24 protein-coding genes are annotated in these 24916 nt (G+C 66.7%); 8 read left to right on the top strand and 16 right to left on the bottom strand.

From position 1 onward, the window contains the following. Nucleotides 1-67: 67 nt before the first annotated feature. Nucleotides 68-298 (bottom strand): hypothetical protein, encoded by a 231-nt coding sequence (locus ACJH7A_RS03700; RefSeq protein ID WP_318984181.1) that lies wholly within the window; start codon nt 296-298, stop codon nt 68-70. Nucleotides 299-636: 338 nt separating this feature from the next. On the opposite strand from ACJH7A_RS03700, the gene ACJH7A_RS03695 reads away from it, so the two are divergent. Continuing rightward, nucleotides 637-1662, top strand: a complete 1026-nt coding sequence (locus ACJH7A_RS03695; protein WP_318984180.1) for a DNA topoisomerase IB — start codon at nt 637-639, stop codon at nt 1660-1662. Here the strand turns inward: ACJH7A_RS03695 and ACJH7A_RS03690 are convergent. Then, nucleotides 1651-2850, bottom strand: coding sequence for an ROK family transcriptional regulator (locus ACJH7A_RS03690; protein ID WP_318984302.1), 1200 nt, complete (start codon nt 2848-2850; stop codon nt 1651-1653). The genes ACJH7A_RS03695 and ACJH7A_RS03690 overlap by 12 nt on opposite strands. Nucleotides 2851-2992: 142 nt before the next feature. Here ACJH7A_RS03690 and gap point away from each other — a divergent pair, with 142 nt between their 5' ends. After that, nucleotides 2993-4012 carry a type I glyceraldehyde-3-phosphate dehydrogenase gene (gap, locus tag ACJH7A_RS03685; protein ID WP_318984179.1) on the top strand — a complete coding sequence of 340 codons (1020 nt, stop codon included), beginning with the start codon at nt 2993-2995 and terminating at the stop codon, nt 4010-4012. 30 nt (nt 4013-4042) lie between these two features. Here the strand turns inward: gap and ACJH7A_RS03680 are convergent, their stop codons facing one another. Further along, complete coding sequence (locus ACJH7A_RS03680) at nt 4043-4624, bottom strand: PAS and ANTAR domain-containing protein (protein WP_318984301.1); 582 nt, start codon at nt 4622-4624, stop codon at nt 4043-4045. A 335-nt stretch (nt 4625-4959) separates the two neighbouring features. Here ACJH7A_RS03680 and ACJH7A_RS03675 point away from each other — a divergent pair, with 335 nt between their 5' ends. Continuing rightward, nucleotides 4960-5913, top strand: coding sequence for a helix-turn-helix transcriptional regulator (locus ACJH7A_RS03675; protein WP_318984178.1), 954 nt, complete (start codon nt 4960-4962; stop codon nt 5911-5913). Between the two features lie 10 nt (nt 5914-5923). Here ACJH7A_RS03675 and ACJH7A_RS03670 read toward each other — a convergent pair whose 3' ends face one another. The 5 genes from ACJH7A_RS03670 to ACJH7A_RS03650 all read right to left on the bottom strand — a co-directional run bounded on the left by ACJH7A_RS03670 (nt 5924) and on the right by ACJH7A_RS03650 (nt 12057). After that, on the bottom strand, nt 5924-7024 hold the full coding sequence (locus tag ACJH7A_RS03670; protein WP_318984177.1) for a hypothetical protein: 1101 nt from the start codon (nt 7022-7024) through the stop codon (nt 5924-5926). Beyond that, nucleotides 7021-7863 (bottom strand): ABC transporter permease, encoded by an 843-nt coding sequence (locus ACJH7A_RS03665; protein ID WP_244872825.1) that lies wholly within the window; start codon nt 7861-7863, stop codon nt 7021-7023. Before ACJH7A_RS03665 ends, ACJH7A_RS03670 begins: the two co-directional genes overlap by 4 nt. After that, nucleotides 7853-8584: an ABC transporter ATP-binding protein gene (locus ACJH7A_RS03660; protein WP_212814712.1), complete on the bottom strand. Its 732-nt coding sequence runs from the start codon at nt 8582-8584 to the stop codon at nt 7853-7855. The genes ACJH7A_RS03665 and ACJH7A_RS03660 overlap by 11 nt, the downstream gene beginning before the upstream one ends. Nucleotides 8585-8652: 68 nt before the next feature. Then, nucleotides 8653-9570, bottom strand: coding sequence for an ABC transporter substrate-binding protein (locus ACJH7A_RS03655; RefSeq protein WP_244872823.1), 918 nt, complete (start codon nt 9568-9570; stop codon nt 8653-8655). Nucleotides 9571-9720: 150 nt separating this feature from the next. After that, nucleotides 9721-12057, bottom strand: coding sequence for a hypothetical protein (locus ACJH7A_RS03650; RefSeq protein WP_212806489.1), 2337 nt, complete (start codon nt 12055-12057; stop codon nt 9721-9723). Nucleotides 12058-12134: 77 nt separating this feature from the next. Between ACJH7A_RS03650 and ACJH7A_RS03645 the strand changes: the two genes are divergently transcribed. Continuing rightward, on the top strand, nt 12135-13031 hold the full coding sequence (locus ACJH7A_RS03645) for a LysR family transcriptional regulator (RefSeq protein WP_318984175.1): 897 nt from the start codon (nt 12135-12137) through the stop codon (nt 13029-13031). On the opposite strand, the gene ACJH7A_RS03640 is transcribed toward ACJH7A_RS03645, so the two are convergent. The 7 genes from ACJH7A_RS03640 to ACJH7A_RS03610 all read right to left on the bottom strand — a co-directional run bounded on the left by ACJH7A_RS03640 (nt 13028) and on the right by ACJH7A_RS03610 (nt 19910). Next, nucleotides 13028-14257: a M20 family metallopeptidase gene (locus tag ACJH7A_RS03640; RefSeq protein WP_318984174.1), complete on the bottom strand. Its 1230-nt coding sequence runs from the start codon at nt 14255-14257 to the stop codon at nt 13028-13030. The two genes, ACJH7A_RS03645 and ACJH7A_RS03640, sit on opposite strands and share 4 nt — an antisense overlap. Further along, nucleotides 14254-15210 carry an asparaginase domain-containing protein gene (locus tag ACJH7A_RS03635; RefSeq protein ID WP_318984173.1) on the bottom strand — a complete coding sequence of 319 codons (957 nt, stop codon included), beginning with the start codon at nt 15208-15210 and terminating at the stop codon, nt 14254-14256. The genes ACJH7A_RS03640 and ACJH7A_RS03635 overlap by 4 nt, the downstream gene beginning before the upstream one ends. After that, nucleotides 15207-16178 (bottom strand): ABC transporter substrate-binding protein, encoded by a 972-nt coding sequence (locus ACJH7A_RS03630; RefSeq protein WP_318984172.1) that lies wholly within the window; start codon nt 16176-16178, stop codon nt 15207-15209. Before ACJH7A_RS03630 ends, ACJH7A_RS03635 begins: the two co-directional genes overlap by 4 nt. After that, complete coding sequence (locus tag ACJH7A_RS03625) at nt 16175-16963, bottom strand: ABC transporter ATP-binding protein (protein ID WP_318984171.1); 789 nt, start codon at nt 16961-16963, stop codon at nt 16175-16177. Before ACJH7A_RS03625 ends, ACJH7A_RS03630 begins: the two co-directional genes overlap by 4 nt. After that, nucleotides 16960-17706 (bottom strand): ABC transporter permease, encoded by a 747-nt coding sequence (locus ACJH7A_RS03620; RefSeq protein WP_212806495.1) that lies wholly within the window; start codon nt 17704-17706, stop codon nt 16960-16962. Before ACJH7A_RS03620 ends, ACJH7A_RS03625 begins: the two co-directional genes overlap by 4 nt. A gap of 357 nt (nt 17707-18063) precedes the next feature. Then, complete coding sequence (locus ACJH7A_RS03615; protein WP_212806496.1) at nt 18064-18492, bottom strand: nitroreductase family deazaflavin-dependent oxidoreductase; 429 nt, start codon at nt 18490-18492, stop codon at nt 18064-18066. A gap of 77 nt (nt 18493-18569) precedes the next feature. After that, nucleotides 18570-19910 carry a diiron oxygenase gene (locus tag ACJH7A_RS03610; RefSeq protein WP_318984170.1) on the bottom strand — a complete coding sequence of 447 codons (1341 nt, stop codon included), beginning with the start codon at nt 19908-19910 and terminating at the stop codon, nt 18570-18572. Nucleotides 19911-20095: 185 nt separating this feature from the next. Here ACJH7A_RS03610 and ACJH7A_RS03605 point away from each other — a divergent pair, with 185 nt between their 5' ends. After that, nucleotides 20096-21550 carry an APC family permease gene (locus ACJH7A_RS03605; RefSeq protein WP_212806497.1) on the top strand — a complete coding sequence of 485 codons (1455 nt, stop codon included), beginning with the start codon at nt 20096-20098 and terminating at the stop codon, nt 21548-21550. Beyond that, nucleotides 21547-22212 (top strand): helix-turn-helix domain-containing protein, encoded by a 666-nt coding sequence (locus ACJH7A_RS03600; RefSeq protein WP_212806498.1) that lies wholly within the window; start codon nt 21547-21549, stop codon nt 22210-22212. The genes ACJH7A_RS03605 and ACJH7A_RS03600 overlap by 4 nt, the downstream gene beginning before the upstream one ends. 16 nt (nt 22213-22228) lie before the next feature. Here the strand turns inward: ACJH7A_RS03600 and ACJH7A_RS03595 are convergent, their stop codons facing one another. Continuing rightward, nucleotides 22229-22849 carry a TetR/AcrR family transcriptional regulator gene (locus tag ACJH7A_RS03595; RefSeq protein WP_256445382.1) on the bottom strand — a complete coding sequence of 207 codons (621 nt, stop codon included), beginning with the start codon at nt 22847-22849 and terminating at the stop codon, nt 22229-22231. A gap of 82 nt (nt 22850-22931) precedes the next feature. On the opposite strand from ACJH7A_RS03595, the gene ACJH7A_RS03590 reads away from it, so the two are divergent. Continuing rightward, the gene (locus tag ACJH7A_RS03590; protein ID WP_212806500.1) at nt 22932-23828 is read left to right on the top strand and encodes a metal-dependent hydrolase; all 897 of its coding nucleotides are present in this window, start codon (nt 22932-22934) and stop codon (nt 23826-23828) included. Then, nucleotides 23825-24907: a PDR/VanB family oxidoreductase gene (locus tag ACJH7A_RS03585; protein WP_244872820.1), complete on the top strand. Its 1083-nt coding sequence runs from the start codon at nt 23825-23827 to the stop codon at nt 24905-24907. The genes ACJH7A_RS03590 and ACJH7A_RS03585 overlap by 4 nt, the downstream gene beginning before the upstream one ends. Nucleotides 24908-24916 lie beyond the last annotated feature (9 nt).

Raw genomic sequence — 24916 nt, 5'->3', positions numbered from 1 at the left:
CGGCCGAAAGGCCAACTATCGCTTGCCGTATTGAACAGCTTGCGACAGTTGGCCTTTGAGCTTCTATCTAGCTCTTACCGTAGGGCGCGGCCTTGACGACGGGGCTGGCCGACGGGGTCAGCGGCGCGGTGGGAGGCGCCTCCTTGGTGGTCGTCGAGCCATTGGCGCCCACCGGGTTCTCCCGCGCCGGCTCGGCAACCGCGACGGTGGCGGCCCCCATGGCCACGAGAGCGCCGGCGCCGATTGCGGCAGCCAGACGACGGATGGTGACGGCGTTGGTCAGACGTGAACGAGACATCAATTTCCTCAGTGTGTTGTTGCCTGTGCAGGATTGGTGCCCGCAGCCCCGAGCCGCTCGCACCTCCGACCCTCGTGTCCCGCAATCTCCAAAGCAGATCGGGAGCGGCAAAGCCAACCACAAGCAATCGGTGCAGCGAAATCTGCCGTGTCGCGATGAGCACGTCAACAGCCAGCGGAAATGTTGAGCAGACTGCTCAGGGTGTGACGTAGGACACTGTGATCTACGCATCATTTTGCCCGGTACCGCCGGGGTTGACGCACGCGTCGACGAGGTGTCGCCGCAGGCGATCCGGGGTAAGGACGGACGGTGCGACACAGACACCGGGCAGGTGAGCCATGAGGCTGCGACATAGCGACATCGCATCGCCCGGGATCACGCGCAGGCGGCGCGGCAACGGCTTCTCCTACTACGACGCCGACGGCACTCCCGTCACCGACGAAGCGACGCTACAACGGATTCGCGAACTGGTGATACCACCGGCGTGGCGGAAAGTCTGGATCAGCCCCCACCGCAACGGACACATCCAGGCGGTGGGCACCGACGCCGCGGGACGCCGCCAGTACCTCTATCACGCCGTGTGGCAGCAGGAACGCACCGAGGAGAAGTTCGACCGCGTGCTCCAGCTCTCCACGGCGCTGCCCGAGTGGCGAAACCGGATCGCAGCCGACCTCACCGGCCGCGGACTGCACCGCGAGCGCGTGCTCGCGGTGGCCCTGCATCTGATCGACCTCGGGTATTTCCGCGCCGGCGGCGAGGAGTACGCCCAGGAGAACGACTCGCGCGGACTGGCCACGCTGCGTTGCGAACACGTCGAGGTGCGCAGCGGCACAGTGATATTCGACTACCCGGCGAAGAGCGGCGTACAGCGCCATCTGGAACTGGCAGACCAACAAGTGGTCCGAGCGGTCCGAGCGCTACGCCGCGGACGAGACCCAACCGATCGACTCTTCTACTGCCGCACCGGTTCGGGGTGCGTAGAGCTCCATGCCGACGACCTCAATGCCCGATTCAAAGAGCTTGTCGGCGAGGAGTACAGCGTCAAGGACCTGAGAACATGGCACGGCACCGTATTGGCCGCCGCGGGCTTCGCCTCCGTCGCGCCGGCGGATACGAAGGCAGCCATCCGCCGCGCCCGGACTTCGGTCTTCCGCGAGGTCGCCGACGAACTCGGCAACACCCCTGCAGTGGCGCGGAGTTCGTATGTCGACCCCCGGGTGGTGACGGCGTACGAACAAGGTCTGACGATTTCCGCGGCCGTCAGGCGTGCCGAGAAGCAGCGGAATGACGCTGCGGCTCAGGAGATCCTGGAAAGAGCCACCCGGAAACTCATCCGCCGCATGGCGCGAGCATCAGGTACGTGAGTGGGCCAGCCTGGTCTGCAGAGAGGTATCGACCATCTGCGGACTCAAGATGTGATCGAGCGCCGTGGTCGCGCAGCCGATGATGCCGACGCGCTCCTGAAGCACCGACGGGACGACCTGCAGCGTGCGGGTGGCCAGCGTGCTGGCGTTGCCGTACAAGGTTTCTCGCAGACCGGCCACGAACACGTCGTAAGCACCGACCATGTCACCGGCCACGACCAACACGGCGGGGTTGATCAGGTTGACCGCGGCCGCGAGCACTTCGCCGACATGTCGACCACTGTCACGAATCTTGCTGCGGGCCTTGGCATCCCCACTGTGCGCCAACGCCACGACGTCACGCAGGTGGCCCACGGCATACCCTTCACGCCGCAGATCGCGCACGATCGCCCAGCCGCCGGCGACCGCCTCGACGCAACCCGTGTCACCGCAGCGGCACGAGATACCGGCAGCCGCCGCGATCTTGCTGTGCCCGAAGTCCCCCGCTGCCTGCACCGCGCCGCGCCGGAGTTGGCCCCCCATCACGATGCCGGCGCCCAACCCGGTGGACGCCTTGACGACCAGCATGTCCTGCACATCGGCGAATCCGAAGCGGCGTTCGGCCAGTGCGATCACATTGGCATCGTTGTCCATGACCACCGGCGCGTCGGCGAGGTGCCGGAAGTACGGCGCCAACGGCACACCGTCCCAACCACTCATGTTCGGCGAGTCCAGGCTCGCCCCGAGCTGCTGATCGACCGTGCCGGGAAGACTCAGACCGATGCCGAATATGCGGTCGCCGCGGCGCCCGGAGTCGTCCAGGAGTTCGCCGAGCCGCTTCACCAGATCGGGCATCAGATCGCCCGGGCCCATACCGGGCTCCTGATCGATGTCGGCGGTCGCAAGGATGTCGCCGGCGAGATTGCACAACGCCAGTTGCGTGCGGCTCCGCCCGATGGCCACCGCGAAGACGATGCCGGCATCCACGTTGAACATGAGCTGCGCCGCCGGACGTCCGCCCGTAGTTGCGACGTGCTCGGGCTCGATCACCAGATTGTCGGCTTCCAGCGCCGCGATTCGCGCAGTCACCGCGGTGCGCGACAGACCGGTGATTCGGCCGATCTCGCTACGGGTAATAGCCCGGTGATCCCTGATCACGGCGAACACTTCGCCGGCAGTAGGTGACACCGACGTGCCGCTGAGCGCCATGGCTGCCATTGAAGCAAGGCGACACATGCCGGCGCAAGCGTAAGTCAGGGCTAGTTAGGTATTTGAAATACATAATTAGCTTGCAGAAAATCCTAATGAGTGTATGGTTCGTCCTGAAACGATCAAGCGAGGAGTATCGGCAGTGACTATTCGGATCGGCGTCAACGGTTTCGGGCGTATCGGGCGTAACTTCTTTCGGGCCCTGGATGCGCAAAAGGCAGCGGGGAAGAACGCCGATCTGGAGATCGTCGCGGTCAACGACTTGACTTCCACGGATGCGTTGGCGCATCTGTTGAAGTTCGATTCGATCCTGGGCCGGTTGCCCTATGAGGTGCGCGCGGACGGGGACACCCTGATCGTCGGGGACACCAAGATCAAGGCGCTGGCGGTCAAGGACGGTCCGGCGGCGCTGCCGTGGGGCGATCTGGGTGTGGACATCGTGGTGGAATCGACCGGCATTTTCACCGATGCGGCCAAGGCGCGCGGGCATCTGGAGGCCGGGGCCAAGAAGGTGATCATCTCCGCACCGGCGACCGGTGAGGACATCACGATCGTGATGGGTGTCAATGATGACAAGTACGACGGTAGTCAGGACATCATCTCGAATGCGTCGTGCACGACGAATTGTCTGGGCCCGATCGCCAAGGTGTTGAACGATGAGTTCGGGATCGTGAGCGGGTTGATGACGACGATTCACGCCTATACGCAGGATCAGAATCTGCAGGATGGGCCGCACAAGGATTTGCGGCGGGCGCGGGCGGCGGCGATCAACATCGTGCCGACCTCGACGGGGGCGGCCAAGGCGATCGGGTTGGTGTTGCCCGAGCTCAAGGGCAAGTTGGACGGGTATGCGTTGCGGGTGCCGGTGCCCACGGGGTCGGTGACCGATCTGACCGCGGAGCTGGGGAAATCCGCGAGTGCGGCGGACATCAACGCGGCGATGCGGGCGGCGGCCGAGGGTCCGCTGCAGGGGATTTTGAAGTACTACGACGCGCCGATCGTGTCGTCCGATATCGTCACCGACCCGCACAGTTCGCTGTTCGATGCGGGACTGACCAAGGTCATCGACAACCAAGCCAAGGTCGTGTCCTGGTATGACAACGAATGGGGCTACTCCAACCGCATCGGAGATCTCGCCGCACTGGTCGCGAAGTCGCTGTAGCCGCACGGACGCCGGCGATGCGATTCGCGCCTACTCCGCGGATCGCTCGTCGGCCAAGAGCAGCTGGTCGATGGTGCTGATGCTCTCGGCCGACAGACCGGTGCGCCGCAAGGAACCGACCAACTGTGCCGCAACGTCTTTGAGCTTTTGTTTGGTCGCCTGCGAACGCCACTTGAGAATCTCGAAGGCCCGGGCGTCGTCGACGTCATAAGCGATCATCAAGATGCCCTTGGCCTGCTCGATGGCCGCGCGAGATTCGACGACGTGGCCCATGGCCGCCGTCAGGTCCGACTGCAGGCCGGCAGTGACGTCGATGTAGTAGCCCTGGGTTCCGATCACCTTCCCCGCCGAGTCGGTCAGATGATCGCTCACCACCACCATCCAATGCGTCTGCCCGTGCACATCGACGATCCGATGCCGGCTGCTGAACAAACCGCCCGCCTGCACCCGCTGGAGGATGTCGGCGACCTTGGCACGGTCGTCGGGATGCTTGTGACTCAACAGCAGTTCGGTGGTGGGTTGCACCTGTCCCGGCCGGTAGCCGTGCATACGGGCCACCTCGTCGGACCACACCCAGCGCTGCTCGGCGACGAAGAACTGGAACCTGCCGATGTCGTGCGCGTGACCGCCGGACAGGACCGTGACCGCGTCCCACTGGGCGGCGGTGGTCTCCGTCCCGGGCTCGTCAATCGGTGTCTCAGACACCGCGGTGCGCACTTGTCGACGCAATCAGGCGATGGCCGGGCCGATACCTCGACAAGTGCAACCCCTCAGTTCCGGTGAAGCGATAGCTGACGATAGCCGCGTTCCCCGCCGGTGTTAAGGCCATCAAGCGAAGCGTTTGCGAACGTGACCTTGCGTTTGTTGGATAGTCCTACGATTGACATCGCAGGCAGCGTTCATAACCTGCTGCTCGGCCGCCGGTACGTGCAGCGGATGGGAGTCATGTGGACACGGGAATATTCGAAAGCGAAGATCTCGGTGCCACCGAGGAGTTCCTGGGCCGCAGGTACGCGAAGATGCGCCTGCAAACCGATGACGACGACCAGACGTTGCTGCGCCACGAACGGCAACGAGCCGGCACGGTCAGCATCGACGAACTCCACTTCACCTACAGCGTCGGCTATGCCGTCAACCCCCTGGAGCGCGTCTGCATCTGCCGCATGCATTCGGGCGTGCTCGAACAGGACATCATCGGCGAACCGTCCGACGCCTTCACCGCCGGCGACGTGACGCTCCTGGCGCCACCGGAGCTCCCCTACACAGGCCGGCTGTCGCACGCGCACTACGACCTCACGATGTTCGATCCCGCATTACTGAACCGCGTTGCGAACACCGGCCCTGGTCGGCGGTCACAACCCGTGCGGCTCCTCGGACACCGGCCCGTCTCGGCCGCGGCGGGGCGCCAACTCGGAGCGCTGATCGGTTACCTGCGGGATCACGTGCTGCCGTCACCGGAGGCACGTACGTCGGAACTGGTGGCCGCCACCGCCGCCCAGCATCTGGCCGCCAGTATGCTTGCCGCACTGCCCAATACGGCGACAACCGAACCGACCCCCGTCGATCGCCGGGATTCGAACGAACCACTGCTGCGCCGCGCGATCGCGTTCATCGACGAGAACGCCCACCGCGATATCGCCCTCAGTGACATCGCCGAAGCCATCTACGTGACACCGCGAGCGGTCCAGTACATGTTCCGCCGGCATCTGGACACCACGCCCATGCAGTACCTGCGTACGGCCCGGCTGCACCGGGCCCACAGCGAGCTGCTGGCCGGCGATGTCGCGACCACCACGGTGAGCGCCGTCGCCCTCCGCTGGGGTTTCGCCCACACCGGGCGATTCGCGGTGACCTACCGGCAGACCTTCGGCTGCAGTCCCCACCAGACGCTGCGCAGCTGACGTTCTCGCGTCAGTCCGCCGGTGAGCCGCTCCAGCGAAACGGCGCCTGCAGCGCAATCACCTTCTCCGCCTTGTCATACCAACCCTGCGGCCCGTGCTGGCTGGTGTGCAGGTAGCACTGCACCCGGACTTCCGCGCTGCCCGGGGTGAACGTCAACAACCGGCTCAGCGGCAGCGTCGTGATCGGCATGTGGTGCCGGCTCAGCGAGGCGACGTTGAGAAACCATGTGCCCCAGCGTTGTTCGATGTGGCTCTTGCCGCCGAAATTGTCGTCGGGATGGGTGTGGGTGTGCCCCGCGATCCACAGCTGAACCCGGCCCGGATGCGCGGCCAGAAACTGTTCGAAAGCGCCCGAGTCCGGCCGACTGTCCACCCAGTACAGGTATGACGCCCCTTGCGGTGTGCCTGCCTCGAACGGCCGGTGATAGTGCTCCACCAACCGCCCGTCGGCATCGCGGCGCACACCTTCCCACTCTCCCGAGGCGACCGTGGTGTCCTTGAGGACGTAGTGGTGCACCGTCACGATGATCGCGTCGGGGTTGGCCAGCACCATGGCTTTCCACCATCGGAACGTCTCGCCGCTGACGACTCCCCCGGGGTTACCGCCCAACGGGCCGCGACCGACAGACTGCGTGGGTTCGTTGCGGTCGCTCAGCATGAGAAACAACAGGTTCCCCACCCGGAACGAGTAGTGCTGCCACACGCCGTCGACCGGAAAGGGCCGGCGCGCGCTGTCGACGCCGGAAAACGCCGTGTGCCGCCCGAGCGGGTCGACCCATTTCTGCCACCACCAGGCCTCGGGTTCGTCCAGACCGCTGCGGTCATGATTGCCGCACACGCTGTAGATGTCCTCGCGCCGATGGCGACGCAGGCTGTCGAACTGCCGCCGCAGCTCTCGCCCCTCGGCATCGTCGGGAAGGTGGTGGTGGGCACCTGACATGTCGCCGACATCGAGCGCGATGTCCCAGTCGAACGCCGGGCCGCCGTCGGACCCACCGAATTCAGACTGCGATATCGCCTCGGCCAGGCTGTCTCTGCCGAACCGGCGGTCGGTGCCGACGTGGGCGTCGCCGAACGCCCAGAGGCGAAAAGGGTTCACGCCACCGGTCATTCGCGGTCACCGTCGACCAGTCCCCAGTACCGGCGGATCTGGCTGTCCGCCAGGCCGAACACCGAGTCGACGACGATGCCGATCACCAGCACGACGATCATGACGGCGATGGCCAGCGGCATGTCACTCATGTTCTGCGCGTTCTCCAGCAGCACCCCGATCGATGCGGTGCCGGCGACCATCACCACCAGTTCGCCGGCCATCAGGCTCCGCCACGCGAACGCCCAACCCTGACGCAAACCGCTGACGAATGTCGGCAGTGACGCCGGGAGAATGACGTGCCGGTACAACGCAAACCGCCTCAGCCCCATGGTCTTCGCCGCACGCAACTGCAGAGGCGGAATGTGGTCGGCCCCCGAGATGACGCCGAGCGCCACCGACGGCGCGGCACCGATGACGATGACGAACAGGATGGCCGAGGTGTCGAGGCCGAAGAAGATGATCGCGAAGGGGAACCAGGCGATCGCCGGCATCGTCTGCAGACCGGTGATGAGTGGACCGAAAGTACTGCGCAGCAGTGTGTTCCGGGACAGGACGGCGCCGATCACCGTGCCGATCAGCAGCGACAGCCCGAAACCGACGACGGCCCGCGCCATCGTCGTCGAAACCGCCTGCCACAACACCGCCTCGTGCAGCTGCTGCCACAGCGTGGTGCCGACCGCCACGGGACTGGGCAGGATCACCGACGATTTCCAGCCGGTCAGGCAAACCAGCTGCCACGCCCCCAACACCACAAGCAAGGCCAGTGCCTTCGCCCACATCGATGCCAACACCGGCTGCAGCCGACCTGCGTGCTGCCGTGACGACCGCGCCAGATCGGCGACTCCACTACCGACCACGGTTGCCTTCCTCGTGCAGTCGCGCCGTGATGTGTGCCGCCAACTCAGCGACATCGGCGGTATTGATCTGGCGGGGGCGGGATGCCGGCACGTGGAACTCTTCGACGACGCGACCCGGTCGAGCCCCCAGGAGAATCACCCGGTCAGCCAGGCGAACCGCTTCTCGTACGTTGTGCGTGACGAAAACAACTGTCAGTCCGCGTGATTCGACTATGCGCTCGAGTTCCTCATGCAGCAGATCACGGGTCAACGCATCCAGTGCGCCAAAAGGTTCGTCCATCAACAGCACGTCGGCGTCCTGAGCGAGCGCGCGGGCCAGCGCAACCCGCTGCCGCATGCCACCGGACAACTGATGTGGACGCTTGCCGGCGAAATCGGTCAGTCCGACGGTGGCCAGCAGGCGCGCCACCCGCTCTCGGCGCACGTCCCGCGGCACCGCCCGCGCCCGCAGTGCCAGATCGACGTTGGCGGCGGCGGTCAGCCAGGGAAACAGGGCCGGCTCCTGAAACATCAGTGCCACCCGCCGGCCGAACGTGTCGACCGTTCCGCTCGTCGGCGCGTCCAGCCCGGCGATGATCGACAACAGCGTGCTCTTGCCGCAGCCGGAACTACCGACCAGACAGACGAATTCACCTGCTGTGACAGTCAGGCTGATCGGGTCCAAGGCCGCTACCGCGCCCGGGCCCTTTCCATAGCGCTTGGTCACTTCAGCCAGTTCCAACGCCGGCCGCGGTACCGGAGGCGGCGCCGGCACGGTCACGGTGATCTCGCCGGCATGCGCACAGCTGGTCACGCCGCAACCGCCGGTTTGCCCGACGCCGCCAGCACCGCATTGAGCGGCGCCGGATCGAAGAGGCCGTCGATGTTCAGCGGCTGCAACAAGCCGATGGCCACGGCCTTGCCGACCTGGTCGCGCAGCGAAGCGATCCCCGGATCGTTGGTGAACGTGGTCTCCTTGAACGACTCGGCGAGAACCTCCGGATCCAGCCCCTTGCCAAGCGTTTTCGCAAGGGCGGCGTTGGCGGACTGGGCCGCGGCCGCGGGATCGGCACCGATCTTGTCGTTCGCCTGGACCTGGCCGCGCAGCAGCCCGGCCACGGCATCAGGATGTGCGGCGAGGAAGTCCTGGCGCACGACCAGCACCGTGATGGTGTTGGGGTCCGACCACAACCGCACGCCGCCGGCTTTTATCATCTGCACGTCGAACGGCGCGGAATCCAGTGCACCGGCGATCTGCTTGCTCACGAACTGCTGGACGATCGCCGATTCCGGGTTGGTCGGCTTGACCGAAACATCGCCGCCGCCTTGGGTATCGGTCTTCAAACCATTCTTGGCGAGCCAGTCACGGAGGCTGACGTCCTGGGTGCCGCCAAGGGCAGGGTCGGCCACCGTCTTGCCCCTCAGGTCCTGCGCAGACGTGATGCCCGGTTGGACGACGAACGAGGTGCCGCCGCTGGCCGCGCCCGAAATGACCTTGATGGCTTTGCCATTCGATTTCTGCCAGGCGTTGAATGCGGGGTTGGGTCCCACGTACGCGGCGTCGAGATGGCCCGACAACAGCGCGGTGATCTCTTCGGTGCCAGTGCTGAACGGTTGCGCGGTGAACGTCACCCCCGAACCGAGCTGCTTTGCGAACAGCCCGTCATTGACGCCGATGAGCGCCGGCGCGTGGGTGACACGAGTCAGGTAGCCCAGCCGCAGCGGCACGGGCGACGACGACGCCGGTTTGGTCGACGACGAGCATCCCGCAATCGCGACGACGGCAGTGGCGGCCGCGCCCAGGGCGAGCAGCCTGGTGAAATGACGATGAGAGAACACGCTTTTCCTTGATGTCGATCGAGCGGGTGAGACGCGAGGTCAGGCCGGCTCGGGACATCGCGTCCGGCCGCCCGAACGCGTGACGAACAGCGGGCTGGTCCACACCTGATGGCCGTCGGACTGGGTGGCGCGCACGTACGTGGCGCTGGTGCCCTGTGGCAGACCGAGCACGAGGTCACCGGTCACCGTGGTGGGCAGGGCGGAGAATTCGGCCACCCGTTCGGCACGCAAGCGCAGATTCAGTCCGCCCACCGCGGTCTCGACGTGACCGGTACGGATCAACTCGGCACCCGAGAAGTCGCGCTCCACGCGCAGACCGTCCTCGTGCACCGACGATTCGATCTGGAATTCGGCCGCCGCGAGATCCGCCAAACGCACCACGACGCCGATGTCCGAACCGTAGGTTGTGGTCCGCCAGCGCACGGACTCGCCGGCAATGTCGAAGTGTTGCTCCGGATGCGCTGCCGCCCAGGGTGTCACGTCGAGCAGCTCGGTGCCCGACACCCGCACTTCGCCCGACCACGTCGCCCACCGGTATCGGTCGCGGTGCCGCGCGCCACCCCACCGGATGCGAACCAGCTCGTCCGACAGTCCGGTTTCGACGTGCAGGTTGCGCTGCCACAGCCGCCCGGTGCTGTCATAAACGGCGATCTCGTCCCAACCGGACGTGCCGTACAGCGCGTATTCAGCGGTCAATTCGGTTTCGTCGGTGTCGATCTCGTCGCCCATCCAGGCGTCGCCACTGCGCAGCAGCGCGACGGCACGCGCTCCGGTGGTCGCCCACGTCCGGCGTGCGCGCAGCGCGCGTCCCACGTCGCCTTTCGTGAGCTCGGGCGCGAGAACGCCTGTCAGACCGCCGAATCCGCCGAAGATGTTCGCCCCGGGTGCCCCGCCTCCGGGGCGGCCACGGTGCTCGTCACTGGCTGCGCTGGCGCCCAGGCGAAGGCCGCGGGCCAGCGCATCTTCCAGGAACCACGGACTGCTGCCCCAGGACGAGTGCACTTCGATCAGCCGTTCCAGCTCGGGATGGTGCCAGTCCAGGATCGCGCGCCGACCACCCACGTGCGGGATCAGCAGGTACGAATCCGGGTCCTTTTCGTAGGCGGCGTAAAGCTCTGTGATGGGCCAGGTTTGCGGTGTGGGCACGGTGCTGCTCATCCCCTGGTGCCACTCCAGTGAGCGCGCCAGCGTGGTGTCGTCGCCGAGAAAGACGACATTGTGGTCACCGCCGACACCAGCGGTGCCGCACCATTCGACACCCGGGTAGCAGACCAGGCTCCCGTCGTCCGAGATGGCCCGGCAGGCGGCGACGACGTCGATCCAGGCCTCGTCGGTGATCTGAAAGTCGTTGGCGGTGTAGCCGACAACGTCGAGTGCCCCGATATCGCGGGCATAGCGCAGGTTCCAGGCCGTGTCCTGCGTACCGACCGTGTCGTTGGAATGGACGTGCAGGTCGGTGAAGAACGCGCGCGGGGCGGGCAGGTCGTCGATCACGTCGACGATGGTCTCGGCGGGCCGCACCTCCGGGTGTGTTTCGTCGACGACCCGGATGTGCGCGGCGCGCGCCGGCACTTCCAGCGACACACTGGCCCAACCGGCCGACGGCGTCCGTGCCTCGGCCACGGCGGCGCCGTCGATATGCGCGCGCAATGTGGCCGCGGTATCCGCGCACGCGTTGCCCCACCGATCCTGCAGATGAGCGCGGAGCGTGACGGTACCGGCGTCGCTGCGCACCAGCCGCGGTCCGCGGACCACCACCTGATCAGGCGGCCCCGGCACGATCGCGAGTTGATTGACGCCGGCCCGGGCCATCCGGGACGTACCCAACGGGTCGACGAACAGATGCACCTCGAACGCGTCCTCGACAAAGGTCTGCACACGGGTGCCCGGACCACCGAATCGACGGTCCCCCAATCGGATTTCGATCACGTCGCCGGGCCGGAGGTAGCCGTCGACCGCGTGGATCAGCAGCGATTTCTGGAACGGCCGCTCCCCGCCCTTGACGTCGTACCGGACGGCCAGTTGCTGCACGGTGGCCGCGCCGGCTTCGGACGCGCGTCCCACGAGCGACCGGCTGACCAACTGCGCGCTGGCGTAGTCGCGCCCGGCGGGATCAGCGGTCTGCAGGTCCCAGTCGGAGTAGTAGCGGAAGCACAACTTGAGCCAGCCGCTGTCCGCGATACCCGAGCGGCCGACCGTGTAGGTGAACACGATCTCCTCCGCGGCTCCGGCGACCACCGACGTGTGTGAGCACCGCAGCTCGCCGAGAAAGGGAACCGCGTCGAATTCCGCTGTGATGGCGTCGCGCACGGCAGCCACCGAGCAGTCGTTGCTGCTCAACGAGTGCTGCGGACGGAGGGGAATCGCGCGGGACATCAACCCATCCTTTCCGCAATGCACCTAGGAGTCCAGTTAATAGATATGATGCGATTCATCATTGAAAGTGAAGAACGATGAACCTGCAGCAGCTCCATTACGTGGTCGCACTGGCCGAGGCGAAGAGCTTCACCAAGGCGGCCGAGACCTCGTTCGTCGTGCAGTCGGCGCTCAGCCAGCAGGTACGGAAGTTCGAGGAAGAGCTCGGCGTGACGCTCTTCGAGCGCACCACCCGGGCCGTCTCGCTCACCCCGGCAGGTGAGGCGCTCCTGCCGCTGGTGCACCAGGTGGTGGCCGGCATCGACCAACTCAAGATCGACGCCCAGGCCCTCAGTGGGACGGTGACCGGACGCCTGACCGTCGGGATGATGGAGGTGCCGTCCGAAAGTCTTGATGTCGCAACGCTGATGGCGACGTTCCACTCCCGCTACCCGGACGTGAGCGTGACCCTGCGCAGCGGTGGCAGCGACATCCTGCTGACGGCGACCCGCGACCGCAAGCTCGATGCCGCCATTGTCGGCTCCAATGTCTCCCCGGCCAGCGACCAGCTGGATTTCACCCACTTGTTCACCGAGTCGTTGATCGCGGTCATGCCGCGCGACCACCCGCTGACCAGACGGCGGGCGGTGTCGCTGACCGAACTCGCGGCGTTGCCGTTCATCGACTTTCCGCTCGGCTACGGCCTTCGACACGAAACCGACCGCGGCTTCGCCGGCGTACCGCGACGGGTGGCCTTCGAGGTCACCCGAGTCGACGAGGTCGTGCACTTCGTGCGTCAGAACCTCGGAGTGGCGCTGCTGCCGGAATCGGTTGCACGAACCCGCGCCGACAGCGACAGCACCCTGGCGCTCCGCCCTGTCACCGGTGTCCAGATGCACCGCCAGGTGCATCTGGTGGCCCCTCGTCCCCACCTGCGTTCGGCGGCCTGCCAGGCGTTCATCGCCTGTGTCCATGACCACCTGGCGACACCCTAGGTAGGGCCGGCGGCCGAAAAATACTCCCGCACAGCAGCTTCGAGGACCTGCACGGCGGTGGCCATTCTGTCGATGCTGATGCTCTCGTCGTACACGGCCCACCCGTCGTCACCGGGGCCGAACGTGACGGCCGGAATGCCGACGTGACGGAAGCGGATGGTGTCGTTGAACGCCGGCTTTGTGTAGGTGCGGACGTCCTCACCCGTGACGCCGCGGTAGGCGCTCTGGATCGCGGCGACAAGAGGATCGCCGGCCGGCAGCGGGACGGTGCCCGCGACGAACGTCGGGCCGGGCGCGAACTCGACGTCGACCTCGATGCCTTCGGGCCGGGCCGCGGTCAGGCGACGGTGAAACTCCTCGAGCAGCCGGCCGGCGACGACATCCGGGCCGATGTTGACGGCCGCTACGCGCGCGCTCGCCTCCAGCGGCGTGAATTGCGCCATGCCGGTCTCCCCTGCTTGCAGACCCACCACCGAAACCGGCCAATCGCCAACGGGATCGGCGGCAATGTCCGTCAGGAACTCGGCGAGGAACAGCGCGGGATTGACACCGGTATCGGGCCGCCAGATATGACTGGACCGCCCCCGGGCAGTGATGTCCAGCAACGCGTGACCGGTCTGCGCGACGGCGAGGGCGATACCGCTGTGGCCATTGTCGGTCCACGCGGTCGGTTCGACCGTTATGGAGGCGTCGGGACGCAAACCGTGTTCGTCCACCAGGTACTTGGATCCTTCGATGCCGTTGCGTTCCTCGTCGACGGTCAGGACCACCAGCAGGGTCCCGTACTCCGGCGGATCGTCGACGATGCGCTTGGCGGCGGTCAAGAGCGCCGCGAGATTCGCGCGCGTGTCCGAGGTGCCGCGCGCGTAGATCCGGCCGTCCAATTCGACTGCCGAATAAGGGTTTCCGGCGCATACACGCCAGCGGCTCGGCGGGCCGGACGGGTAGGTGTCGAGATGATCGTTGAGCATGAGGGACGGACCGGCGCCGAAGCGCTTCGTCGCCACCACATTCGGCCGCTGCGGGGTGCGGCCCACCAACTCGACGGTGAAGCCCCACTCGCGCAACAGGTCACCCACCGGCCGGGCGATGCGTTCCTCCTCCGGCGGGCGACTCGGGCCGTCGAGGCTGTTCTCACACCACGGCTGGCCGGCAGCCACCAGACGAGTGGTGAGTTCGACGAGTTCGCGCCGGTCTACGGTGGAGTCGACGGCAGCGCGGGTCATGCGCGAACCTCGCTGTCGATCAACGCCCGCAGCCCGTCGTTGTCCCGGCCCTGTGCCAGCCCGAGTGTCACCAACAGGCGCGCGCGGTGTGGCGAAATGCCGGCGGCCAACTGCGCGCCGTGTTGGACGAGGCCGGCCACGCCACCGGGGTATCCGTACACCGGAGCGACGCGACCGTCCGCGGCGCGGGTGGTGAGTACGACAAAGCTGCCGCCGTCGATGAGTTCCTCCACTGCCGCAGCCTGTTTCGGAGGCAGATTGCCGGCGCCGTTTGCCGCCACCACGATCGCCTGTTGCCCGCCCCCGGCCGCGCGCAGTACCGCGCCGTCATCACTCAACGCAGCCAGCACAACTGGCACCGGCCGAATCGGACCGGTTGGATCACCATGTCCCTTGCGCCGCTCCTGCGCCCGATGCCATTGGACCTGGCCGCCGACGACATAACCGATGGGCCCTCGCCCCGGCGCATCGAAGGCGTCGCGCACGACCCCCGAAACCTTCACGGCCTCACGACCGTCGAAGATCTTGCCGGCGAACACGACCACCGGATCGATGTCCGCTCCAGACGACGCCACCGCGAGCGCGTCCGCGAGGTTGGCGCGGCCGTCGCTGTCATGGCGGGTGCCGAGGATCATCGAACCGGTGACCACGACCGGCACCGACCAGTTCTCCCGGTAGGCCAGCCAGGCCGCCACCTCCTCGATGGAGTCCGTGCCCGTCGTCACGACGATGCCGTCGGCTTCGTCTGCGACCAGTTCGCGGGCCCGGACCACCAGGCGTTCCAGCAGGTCGAAGTCGACCTCGGACCCACCGACCAACGCGAGGCTCTCCGCACCGGCAAACCCGGCGACCGTCTCCGCGAGCTCCTGGGCTCCGGTGACGGGCACCGCGCCCTGCGCGGTCTGGTGCATGGAGATGGTGCCGCCCAAACCGATCAGGTATGCCCCACTCATGAATTGCTCTCCGTCACAAACGATCCGGCGATTATGTTCTGGTAGTCAGGGATGCGCTGGTCGGCGGGAATGCGACCGATGCTCTGCGCCCAGCGGGCGCGGTCGGCGAGGTCACCGGCGAGTTCCGGCCCGAGGTGCGTCTGGTACCTGAATTCCGACGTGACCTGGCTGATCAGGTTGTTGTCCAGCCCTGTTGCTTTCGCGACCGCGGCCAGGGCGGCCGGGTCCTTGCCGGACAGCGGACCATCGGCATTGCGGATCGCCCCGACGAACTTTCCGACCGCCTGCTTCTTCGAGTCGAGAACGTTCTGGTTGGCCAGGTAGAGGCTGTGCTGGTTGTACTTCTGCCGGCCCTGCAGCTCGATCGCGTCGCCACCCAGTGCCGCAACCGCTTTCGCCAGTGCCGGCTGGAAAACGGCGATCGCGTCGACGTTGTGATTGGTGATCGCGGTGACGATCTCCGCCGGCCCGGTCTGGACCAGGTCCGCCTTCACGTTCGCTTCGGTCAGGAACCGGCTTGCGAAGTAATGGGCGCTGCTGCCCAGAGGCACCGCGATCTTGCGGCCGGCCAAATCGGCGATCGAGTTGATCCCGGCTGACCGCCGCGCGACGAATCGGCCCTCCGGCCAGATGGCGCCGTCGGCGAAGACCCGGAGATTCGGATTCTTCAGTGCCGCAGCGGATGTGGGGACATCGCCGCCATTGGCGACGTCCACGGCGCCGCCCGCCAGCGCCTCGAGCGCCGCGGCGCCCGTCGGGAACGGGACGATCTTGACGTTGACGCCATGCTGTTTGAAGTATCCGAGGTCATTGGCGACGGGCACCTGGGCCCACGATGGGTCGACCACCCACGCCAGGGTGAGCGAGTCGGACGCGCTGTCCTTGCCGCCCGAACTGCTGCAGCCGACGGCCCCCAGAACCGCGAGTGCGGCAACGAATATCGCGGCGATCTTCCGATGTTTGGTCATGCATTGTCTCCCGAGGTGAGGGCCGGTTGCTGTCCGTGCAGCAGGTCGTGCAGTCGACGGCGCAGGGCCGCGTAATCGTCGAATTCGCCGAGGCGGCTCGCGGGCCGGGGCCGCGGCAGCGGGTTGCTCAGGTGGTCGGCAATGGCGCCGGTGTGGTCCATCACGACGATCGAGGACGCGATACGGATTGCCTCGTCGACATCGTGCGTGACGAAGACGACGGTCGGCCGGTTGCGCTCCCACAGTTCGACCACCAGATCTTGCATCTGCTGGCGGGTCAAAGCATCCAGTGCACCGAATGGTTCGTCCATCAACAACACTCGCGGGCTGTTCGCCAGAGCGCGGGCGATACCGACGCGCTGCCGCATCCCACCCGACAGCTCGTGAGGACGCTTGTGCACGACGTCCGGTGCCAGGCCGACCGCATTGATCAACTCGGCGATCCGGTCGCGCCGCTGCGCTCGGGGCACCTTCGCCGCGCGTAGGGCGAAGCCGATGTTGCTCCCGACTGACGCCCACGGGAACAGCACGTCGCGCTGGAACACGACGCCCCGCTCGCGTCCGGGTCCGGTCACCGGCTCGCCCCCGAAGGTCACCGAACCCGTTGTCGGCCGGACGAATCCGGCGACGACGTTCAGCAGCGTCGACTTGCCGCAGCCCGACGGCCCGAGGATCGCCAGGAAGGCTCCGGACTCGATGGTGAGGTCGAGGCCGTCGACGACGGGACGGCCCGCTCCCGGGTACCGCACTGTCAGCGAATCGACGGCGATGTCGCCGGCGGTCACGATTGTTCCTTCGCCCAGCGCACGGTGTGACGCGTGGCCTGGTGGAACAGCTGGTCGGCGAGGGCGCCGACGATGCCCAGCGCAGCAAGACAGACGAACAACCGGTCGGGTTGACTGAACAGGCGCGCCTGGTCGAGGCGGAAGCCGAGCCCTTCGGTGACACCGGACTGCTCGGATGCCACGATCAGGATGAGGGATGTCGCGATCCCCTGGCGCAGGCCGGTGAGCACCGATGGCAGGGCGCCCGGCAGGACGACGTTGGTGAACGTCAACAACTTTGACGCGCCCAGCGATGCGGCCACCCGCAGATGGTCGTCGCGCGTCGCGGCAATACCGGCGTGCGTGTTGACCCAGACCGGGAAGAAGACGCCGAGGCTGGTGAGGAACAGCTTGGATTCTTCACCGATGCCGAACCACAGGATCGCCAACGGCACCAGCGCAATGGCCGGGATGGGCCGAACGATCTGGATGGTGGGTTCCAACAGGCCGCGGGCAATGCGTGAGCGGCCGGTGAGGGTGCCCACCACGATGGCGATCAGAGATCCGACGACGAACCCTTGGAGTGCCCGTCGGAAGCTCGCGGCAGAATCGGCGAACAGCGTTCCGTCGCCGTACATCTCACGCGCGGCGTGCACAACCTGTGTGGGCGCGGGCAGGAGCCGGGCGGAGAAGAGTTCGAAGCGCACCGCGGCGTCCCAGCCGACGATGACAACGACGAGACTCAGGATTGGCAGGGCGGTCAACAGCGCCACCCGGTTGAGCTCACCGCTACCGCGTCGGCGCCGCGGCGCTCCGGCCGTACTGCTCGGTCGAACTGTTGTGGGCACGCCGCTCGAGCTGAGCGCGCCAGAACCGCGTGCGGGTGCCGATACCATCCATCTTCCCTTGCAGACCTGCGTGACGGCCCGCAACGTAACACCGGTACAGACGGGGACCCGTGCGCCGACGGCGTGACCGCGGCGTGAGCGCCACGGTTACGTCATCGCCTGAATCGGCCCAGACCTGCGCTGATTCGGCAACGGTCGCGCCGTCGGGGCGCGTTTCGATCCTTCTGATCCGATGGTCTGAGTTCCGGGCTCCTGCCCGGCACCGGGAACGGTCTAGTCGGTGAATTCGATGCGCACGGACACCGGCGCGGTTCCGTAGGACGCGATCTTCGGCCCGGCCGCACCGGACCGCCGCGCGCGGGCATGCACATCGTCGTCCGGCACGAAGGTCGCGATGCCGGAACGCCAGCGATCTCCTTGCTGGATGCGGACATTCGGATTGGCTTCGATGTTGGCACCCCAGCCCGACAACGTGCCGTGCCCACAGATGACCCATGCCCCGGTTTCGTCGAAGATCGGCGAAACCGGGACCCGTCGCAGCTGCCCGGTCTTGCGGCCGAGGGTTTCCAATTCGCTTACCTGCGTTGGGCGGACGGCGCCGAGTCGAGCCAGACCCCGCACCGTCGGATTGAGCAGGTAACGCCCGACCGCGCGGAACACCCGGAACTGTCGTTGTTCGGCGCGGGTATGCGCTGTTCCCACGAAGCTTCCTCCTTGCCGGCCATGGCATTGGCCCGATACGCTGAATATACCGATCGGTCTACTTGCCGGCAAGGGTTTCACAAGCCCGGCATGAACTCGGCAAGCGCCAGGATGCTGAGTACTACCAACGCGAGACCGATCAGCCCGCCCGCGGGAATCATGATGCTGCACACCATGATCCAGACAGCGATCCGCGGCCATTCGAAAGGCTGGTTGCCGACGACACCACCGAGCCGGGTCCGCAGCAGGTGGTACGACGCCCACACGGCCGTTCCCGCCGCCGCCACCGCGATGATCCGCAGCCCGACCGGCGTCGCCGCCATCGCAATACCGGCCGCAATCACCGCGGCCACGATTCGACCCCACACCACTGCCACGCCGGCACGGTCATGGGTGCACGGCTGACTGCGATCAGGCTCACCGCGGTACCGGGGAAGCCGGCCATCGATACCCGACAACCGCCACAGCCAGCGGGTCCAGACCGTACGCAAACCGAGGTCTTCGGCAGCACGCCGGACGTCGGCGGCCGACTCGGCCAACAGCTGCCGGGATCGGGCGCTGCGCCAGTAGGCGGCCTTGAAAACGCGCCGCGGAATCCCGAACTGACGGGCGAACGACCGTGGCGGTGTGATCATCTCGCCGATCAGCCAGCGCAGATAGATCGGAAATGCCAAGGCGTAGCACAGCCGCCGCAGCCGTCCGACTGTCGCGATCCGTTGTGCCAGATAGTGGTTGGCGAACGAGATGTGCCTGGCTTCCTCGGCGAGGTGGATCGACGTGACCTTGTTCAGCAGCGGCGGCACGGCCGTCGAGCCCCGATGCTGCAGCGTCTGCTGGAAGTGCAGCGGCTGCTCCCCGCACAGCACCCCGATGAAAAGGAAGATGTTGGCGTAGCCGCCGAGGAAGCCGAGAATGGGTCCGAAGAACCGGGACCCGCGGCGCATACCGGGAACGTCGGCGCCCGTGCGGTTGACGAACTCCTGGAACATCTGGATGTGGTGGCATTCGTCCGTCAGCTCGTGGAGCAGATACTGGAACACCACCGAGCCGTTGGGCAACGTGCCGGCGTGGTGGATCACGCCGCGGATCAACATCATCTCGAATTGCAGTGTCACCTTGAGGATGTTTGCGGCGAGCCAGCGGCCCATCGCGGCTCGCCGCTCGATGGATTGCTGCGCGTACCAATCGGTGGCGGCGAGTGGAGCGATGTCGGAGTCGAGCTGCCAACGCACGTCGTTCGGATCCAGCGCGTTTTCGGGTGCCTCCCAGTCAATGTCGACGAACGGATCGAAACGCCGGCGAGTGCTCGCCCGGCAGAGCGATGCGGCGATGTCATCGTCGAGTCCTGCCGGCGTATCGGTGTTCAGGTGTGATCTGGGCGATTCGGCGGCGGCAGTTGCGGTGAAGCCCACAGTCATGGCGTGACCTCCGTTGGTATCGAAGGGATCGGGATGCCGACGAGCGTGCTGCCAGGCATTTGCGTGCCGGTGTCAGTCGCGTTGCGGCGTCGGCTCTTCGCGTGGGAAGCGTTGTCCCAGTGCGGGATACGCGGGCGACACGGCGGTGAAACATGGCAGAAACAGCGGGATTTCTATACTCGGCGATGCTCACGGACAATCAGGTGCCGTTGCACGGCCTGGGCCCACGCACGCGCCTGGGCGGCTTGGATCGCGGTGCGCTGGGCGCTGCCGATGTTGCGGCACAGTCCGTTTCGGCCATGGCACCGTGCGGCGCCGCGGCGGCGATACCCCTGCTCGTTGCCGCGCAGGGCGGTCCGGTGGTGCTGAGCATGGCGATCGCGTTTGCGCTCGCACTCGTCGTGTCGTGGCTGGTCCGGGGATTCGCGCGGCGAGTACCTGCCGCCGGCTCGCTCTATACGTGCGCAGCAGTCGGGGTGGGGCCCCTGTCCGGCTTCGTCACGGCCGGTGCGCTGCTGCTCGGCTACCTCGGTATCGGGATGTTCGCGGTCACCGAGACGTCGGCATTCTGGCTCCGGTTGGTGTCCGCGGTCGGGATGACGGCGCACGGCTGGATGGTCGCCGTTGCGGCCCTGGGGTTCGCGGCACTCAGCGGGGTGGTGCTGGTTCGCGGCATCCGGATCTCGGCCCGGGTCTCGTTGGTGACCGAGACCGTGGCGGTCCTGCTCGTGGTTGCGGTCGCGGTGTGGCTGCTCTGCCACGGTGACGAACGCCGACTGCATGACGCCGTGCTCGCGCACACCCCCGACCTCGGCCGCCTTGCCTCCGGTGTCGCGGTCGCGATGACCGCGTTCGTCGGTTTCGAGAGCGCGACCGTGCTGGCGGTCGAGACGCGGAACCCGCTGCGCACGGTGCCGGCGGCAGTCCGCGGTTCGCTGCTGGTCGGTGGTGCGGTCGTGTTGCTCGCGACCCTGGCCCAAGCCGAAACACTCAGCGGCACAACGCCCAACTCGTGGTTCCAGGCACTGAACGCCGATCCGGGTGGTCGCGCGTTGGTTCCCGCCATGTACCTGGCGGCGGCATTGTCGTTCTTCGCCTGCGCGTTGGCCTCCACGACGGCGGCGGCCCGGGTTCTCTTGTCGCTGGCGCGCGAAGGCGTCTTGCCGGCAGCACTGGGACATACCGATCTGCGCAGCAAGGCGCCGACGGTGGGAATCTGGCTGTGCACCGCGACCGTCTTCGGTGTGCCTTTCGCCGTCAGTGCATTCGGCGCCGATGCGGAAGCCGTGTGCGGCTCACTCGTGGCCGGTGCCGTATGTGGTTTCCTGCTGGCGTATGCCGCGCTGGCCGGTGCGATGCCCGCGATGCTGCGGCGCCTCGGCGAGCCGAGCCGAGTGGCCTGGGTCGTCGGGCCGGCTTGCGCACTGGTACTGACCGCGGTCCTGGCGGGGTTCTGGGGCCTGACCGTGACCGGCCCGCTCTGGGCCGGAGCGGTGACGTCCGCAGTCTGGATGGGGGCGTGGACCGCCATCGGTCTGCGCGTGCGTGCGAGGCGCCCGGACGCGTTCGCGTCGATGGGCGCACACGCCGGGACCGTCCGGTCGTCGGTGTGGCGAGGTTATCTGCGGGGCACATCATGACCCGAGCACTGCGCCCCGACGCCGGGTCGCGTTCGGCGCTCGCCGCGCTGTCCATCATCGAGGAGGTGGCGGCTGCGGGGCCCGGGATCACGGCACTGGAGATCACTCACCGGCTGCGGATGTCACGGTCCTCGGCATACCGATTGCTCGCTGTCCTGGTGGACAGCGAATACCTGGTGCGCACCCCGGATTTGGGCGGGTTCGCCCTCGGCCGGCGGATCGACCGATTGGTCGGCATCCCCTCCACTCCGGCGGACCGGTTACGCGAAGCAGTCGACGCCGTGCGAGCCGAAGCACGATTCGGCATTCATCTGGTCCTGCACCGGTCCACGGGGCGGCCGGCGTTGGAGCTGTTCGACATCGACCCGGATTTTCCACTGTCGGATCCGGCCCGGGTCATCGCTGAACCGGAATGCTCGGCCATCGGACGGATCGTCGCCGCAGACGCCCGCGGTGAACGCCCCGCATTTTCGACCCAGCGCGGGATTCTGGTGCCCGGACATGGCTGCCTGGCTCTCCCGATCCGCAGCGCCGACGACAGTCTCGTCGCCGTCTTGGCAGCCTCGGCGCCCTCGCACCGCGTCGCGGACACCGATACGTTGCTGGCGTTTCTCACGCCCCACGCGCGGGCGGTGGCGCAAGCGTGCACGACGTCGGGTTGACGCCCGCGTTGCGGCACTACGGTTTCGGCGTTGACGCGATCGGCAGGAGGTTTTGCCGCGCGAATTGTTCGACCTGTTCATAGGTCTCCAATGGCGCCAGCACCGCAGGCGTGAGCAGGATCGAATGGGTGATGCGGACGAGGATTTCGGCTCGTGCGAGCAGTTCGGGTTCCGGGACTGCCGCCACGTCAGGGCCACGGAGCACTTCGGCGGTCGCCGCGACGGCCCCGGCCAGCAGCGGTGAGGCTTCGAGGGTCAGTCGAGGCAGCACGGTGTCGGGCTCGATGTCCAGAAGCCGGTTCCAGACCGCGTTCGTGCGCACCGTCTCGATCGTCGTGGCAAAACTGTGGACCACGCGATCCGCGAAATTGTCCGCACGCGCCGCCGCGGCGCGCACCGCTTCGAACAGCTTCTGGGATTCGCGGATGAGCACCGCCGAGACGATCTCGTTCTTCCCGCCGACCCGTCGGTAGATCGTGACACGGCCGAGCCCCGCGCGTTGAGCGATTTCATCGACGGTCGCCCGCCGGATCCCGATCTTGGCGAAGACGTCCAACGCGGCATCGAGGATCTCTTCGACACCCTCATCACGGGCCGTGTCGAGCGCGAAAAGATCGGTGTGCACGCACCTGACCATAGTCGACGCTGCAACATTGAAACAATTGTATGTAGTATGTTTCACTGTAGCACGAAGGACTCAGAGCCGAGGAAGGCGTGTGATGGCGAGCAGAAAACCGGGACGAGTGGTGCGCGAGTACAACGACGAGGCACTGGCGATCAACGCCCGCCGCGTCCACTTCGATTGGTCCGGCGTCCCGTTGGAGTACATCCCGGGCGAGGCCTATGCCACTCATTTCTGGAACGTGATGCACCTGGTTCTGCCTGAAGGCGAGCGGGCCATGGCCGACGTCTTCAGTCAGGCCCTGCCATACATCGACGACGAGCGCCTCAAAGAGGAAGTCATCGGATTCGTCGGACAGGAAGCGACGCACGCGGCGTCGCACGAGGGCTTCCGCAACTACCTGCGCGCACACGGTGTCGACGTCGGTGTGGTCCTGCGTCGCATCGAGTTCGCGGTAGAGAAGATTTTCGGTGACCACGGGATCACCGGCCCCGCGCGCAAGGCGTGGCTGAGCGAGCGCCTCGGGGTCTACGCGGCGGCAGAGCATTTCACCGCCGTCATCGGCGAATGGCTGTTGGACAACGAGGCCTTCGATCGCGCCGGCATCGACCCGACGATGCTCGACTTGCTGCGATGGCACGGCGCTGAAGAACTCGAACATCGCAATGTCGCGTTCGATGCCTACCAGTACGTCGACGGTGGCTATGCCCGCCGTGCGCGCACGGCCCTCATCGCATGTTCGGGCCTTGCGCTGCTCTGGTTTTCGACGGCATCGCATCTGTACCGCAACGACGCGACGGTGCAGCGTCGCCGTCCGTGGCCCCTCGAGTACATCCGCGCCGCCCATCATGGATTGGTGCCGGGGGTGTCCTTCCTGTTCTCGCAGATGTACTACTACCTACGACCGGGTTTTCACCCGTCGACGATGGGCGACATCAGCAAGGCAGTGCAGTACCTGGCGGTATCGCCCGCGGCGCAGGCGGCACACGCATGAACGAGCTACTCGATCAGCCGACATCTGTCGATGAACCGACGCCAGCGCTCAGGGCCATGGCGCAGTTGGCCCGCGGCTATTCGCGGTTGTTCACCGAGAGCCGGATCGCGGACCGCTTGTCACCGGGCCGTCCGGTACGCCGGGCCGGATACGACGCGCGGCTCGAAGTTGTTGCGGCGGAACGCGTAGCCGACGACGTCGTCAGCCTGACCTTGAGCCGGGCCGACCGTTCACCGCTCCCGCGCTGGACGCCGGGCGCGCACATCGACGTGTTCACCCCGGCCGGCCGGCAACGGCACTACTCGCTGGTCGGTGACCAATTCGACCCCCTCCACTATCGAATCGCCGTGCGGCGGATCCCCGACGGCTCGGGTTCGGCCGAGCTGCACCGCGTCCGGGTCGGCGACACGCTGCGCATCCGGGGTCCCCGCAACGCGTTCAGCCTGGCCCCCGCTGACGAGTACGTGTTCATCGCCGGCGGGATCGGCATCACGCCGATCCTGCCGATGGTGCGTGCGGCGGCATCCGGCCCGGTCCCCTGGCGCCTGGTGTACACCGGGCGTTCGCGCGCATCGATGCCCTTCATCGACGAGCTCACCGAGCTCGGGCACGACCGGGTGCTCATCCGGCCCGACGACCATTACGGCACACCGGATCTGGCCGAATTGTGTACGGCCGCTTCATCCCGCGCGGCGTTCTATGTGTGTGGCCCTCCCGCCATGATCGAACGGGCTCGCGATGTCGCCGCCGCGACCGCGCCGGGCCGTACCGCAGAATTCCACAGCGAACGTTTCACCGCCGCACCGATCGTCGACGGCAGAGCGTTCACCGTGCAGCTCACCGAATCTGGGCTCACTGTCGACGTGGCCGCCGACGAGTCGGTCCTCGCTGCGATCCGCCGGGTCAAACCGGACGTGCAGTATTCGTGCCAGCAGGGTTTCTGTGGCGCTTGCCGCGTGCGACTGGTGGATGGCGTTGTCGAGCACCGAGATCGGGTGCTAACGCCCGACCAGCACGGCGACTCGATGATGATCTGCGTTTCCCGCGCCCAGGGTGACTCGATCTCCGTCGCGCTCTAACCAGCCACC

It is taken from the genome of Mycobacterium sp. SMC-17 (assembly GCF_045310915.1).
Taxonomy (GTDB): Bacteria; Actinomycetota; Actinomycetes; order Mycobacteriales; family Mycobacteriaceae; genus Mycobacterium.
This window is presented reverse-complemented; position numbering and strand designations above follow the sequence as displayed.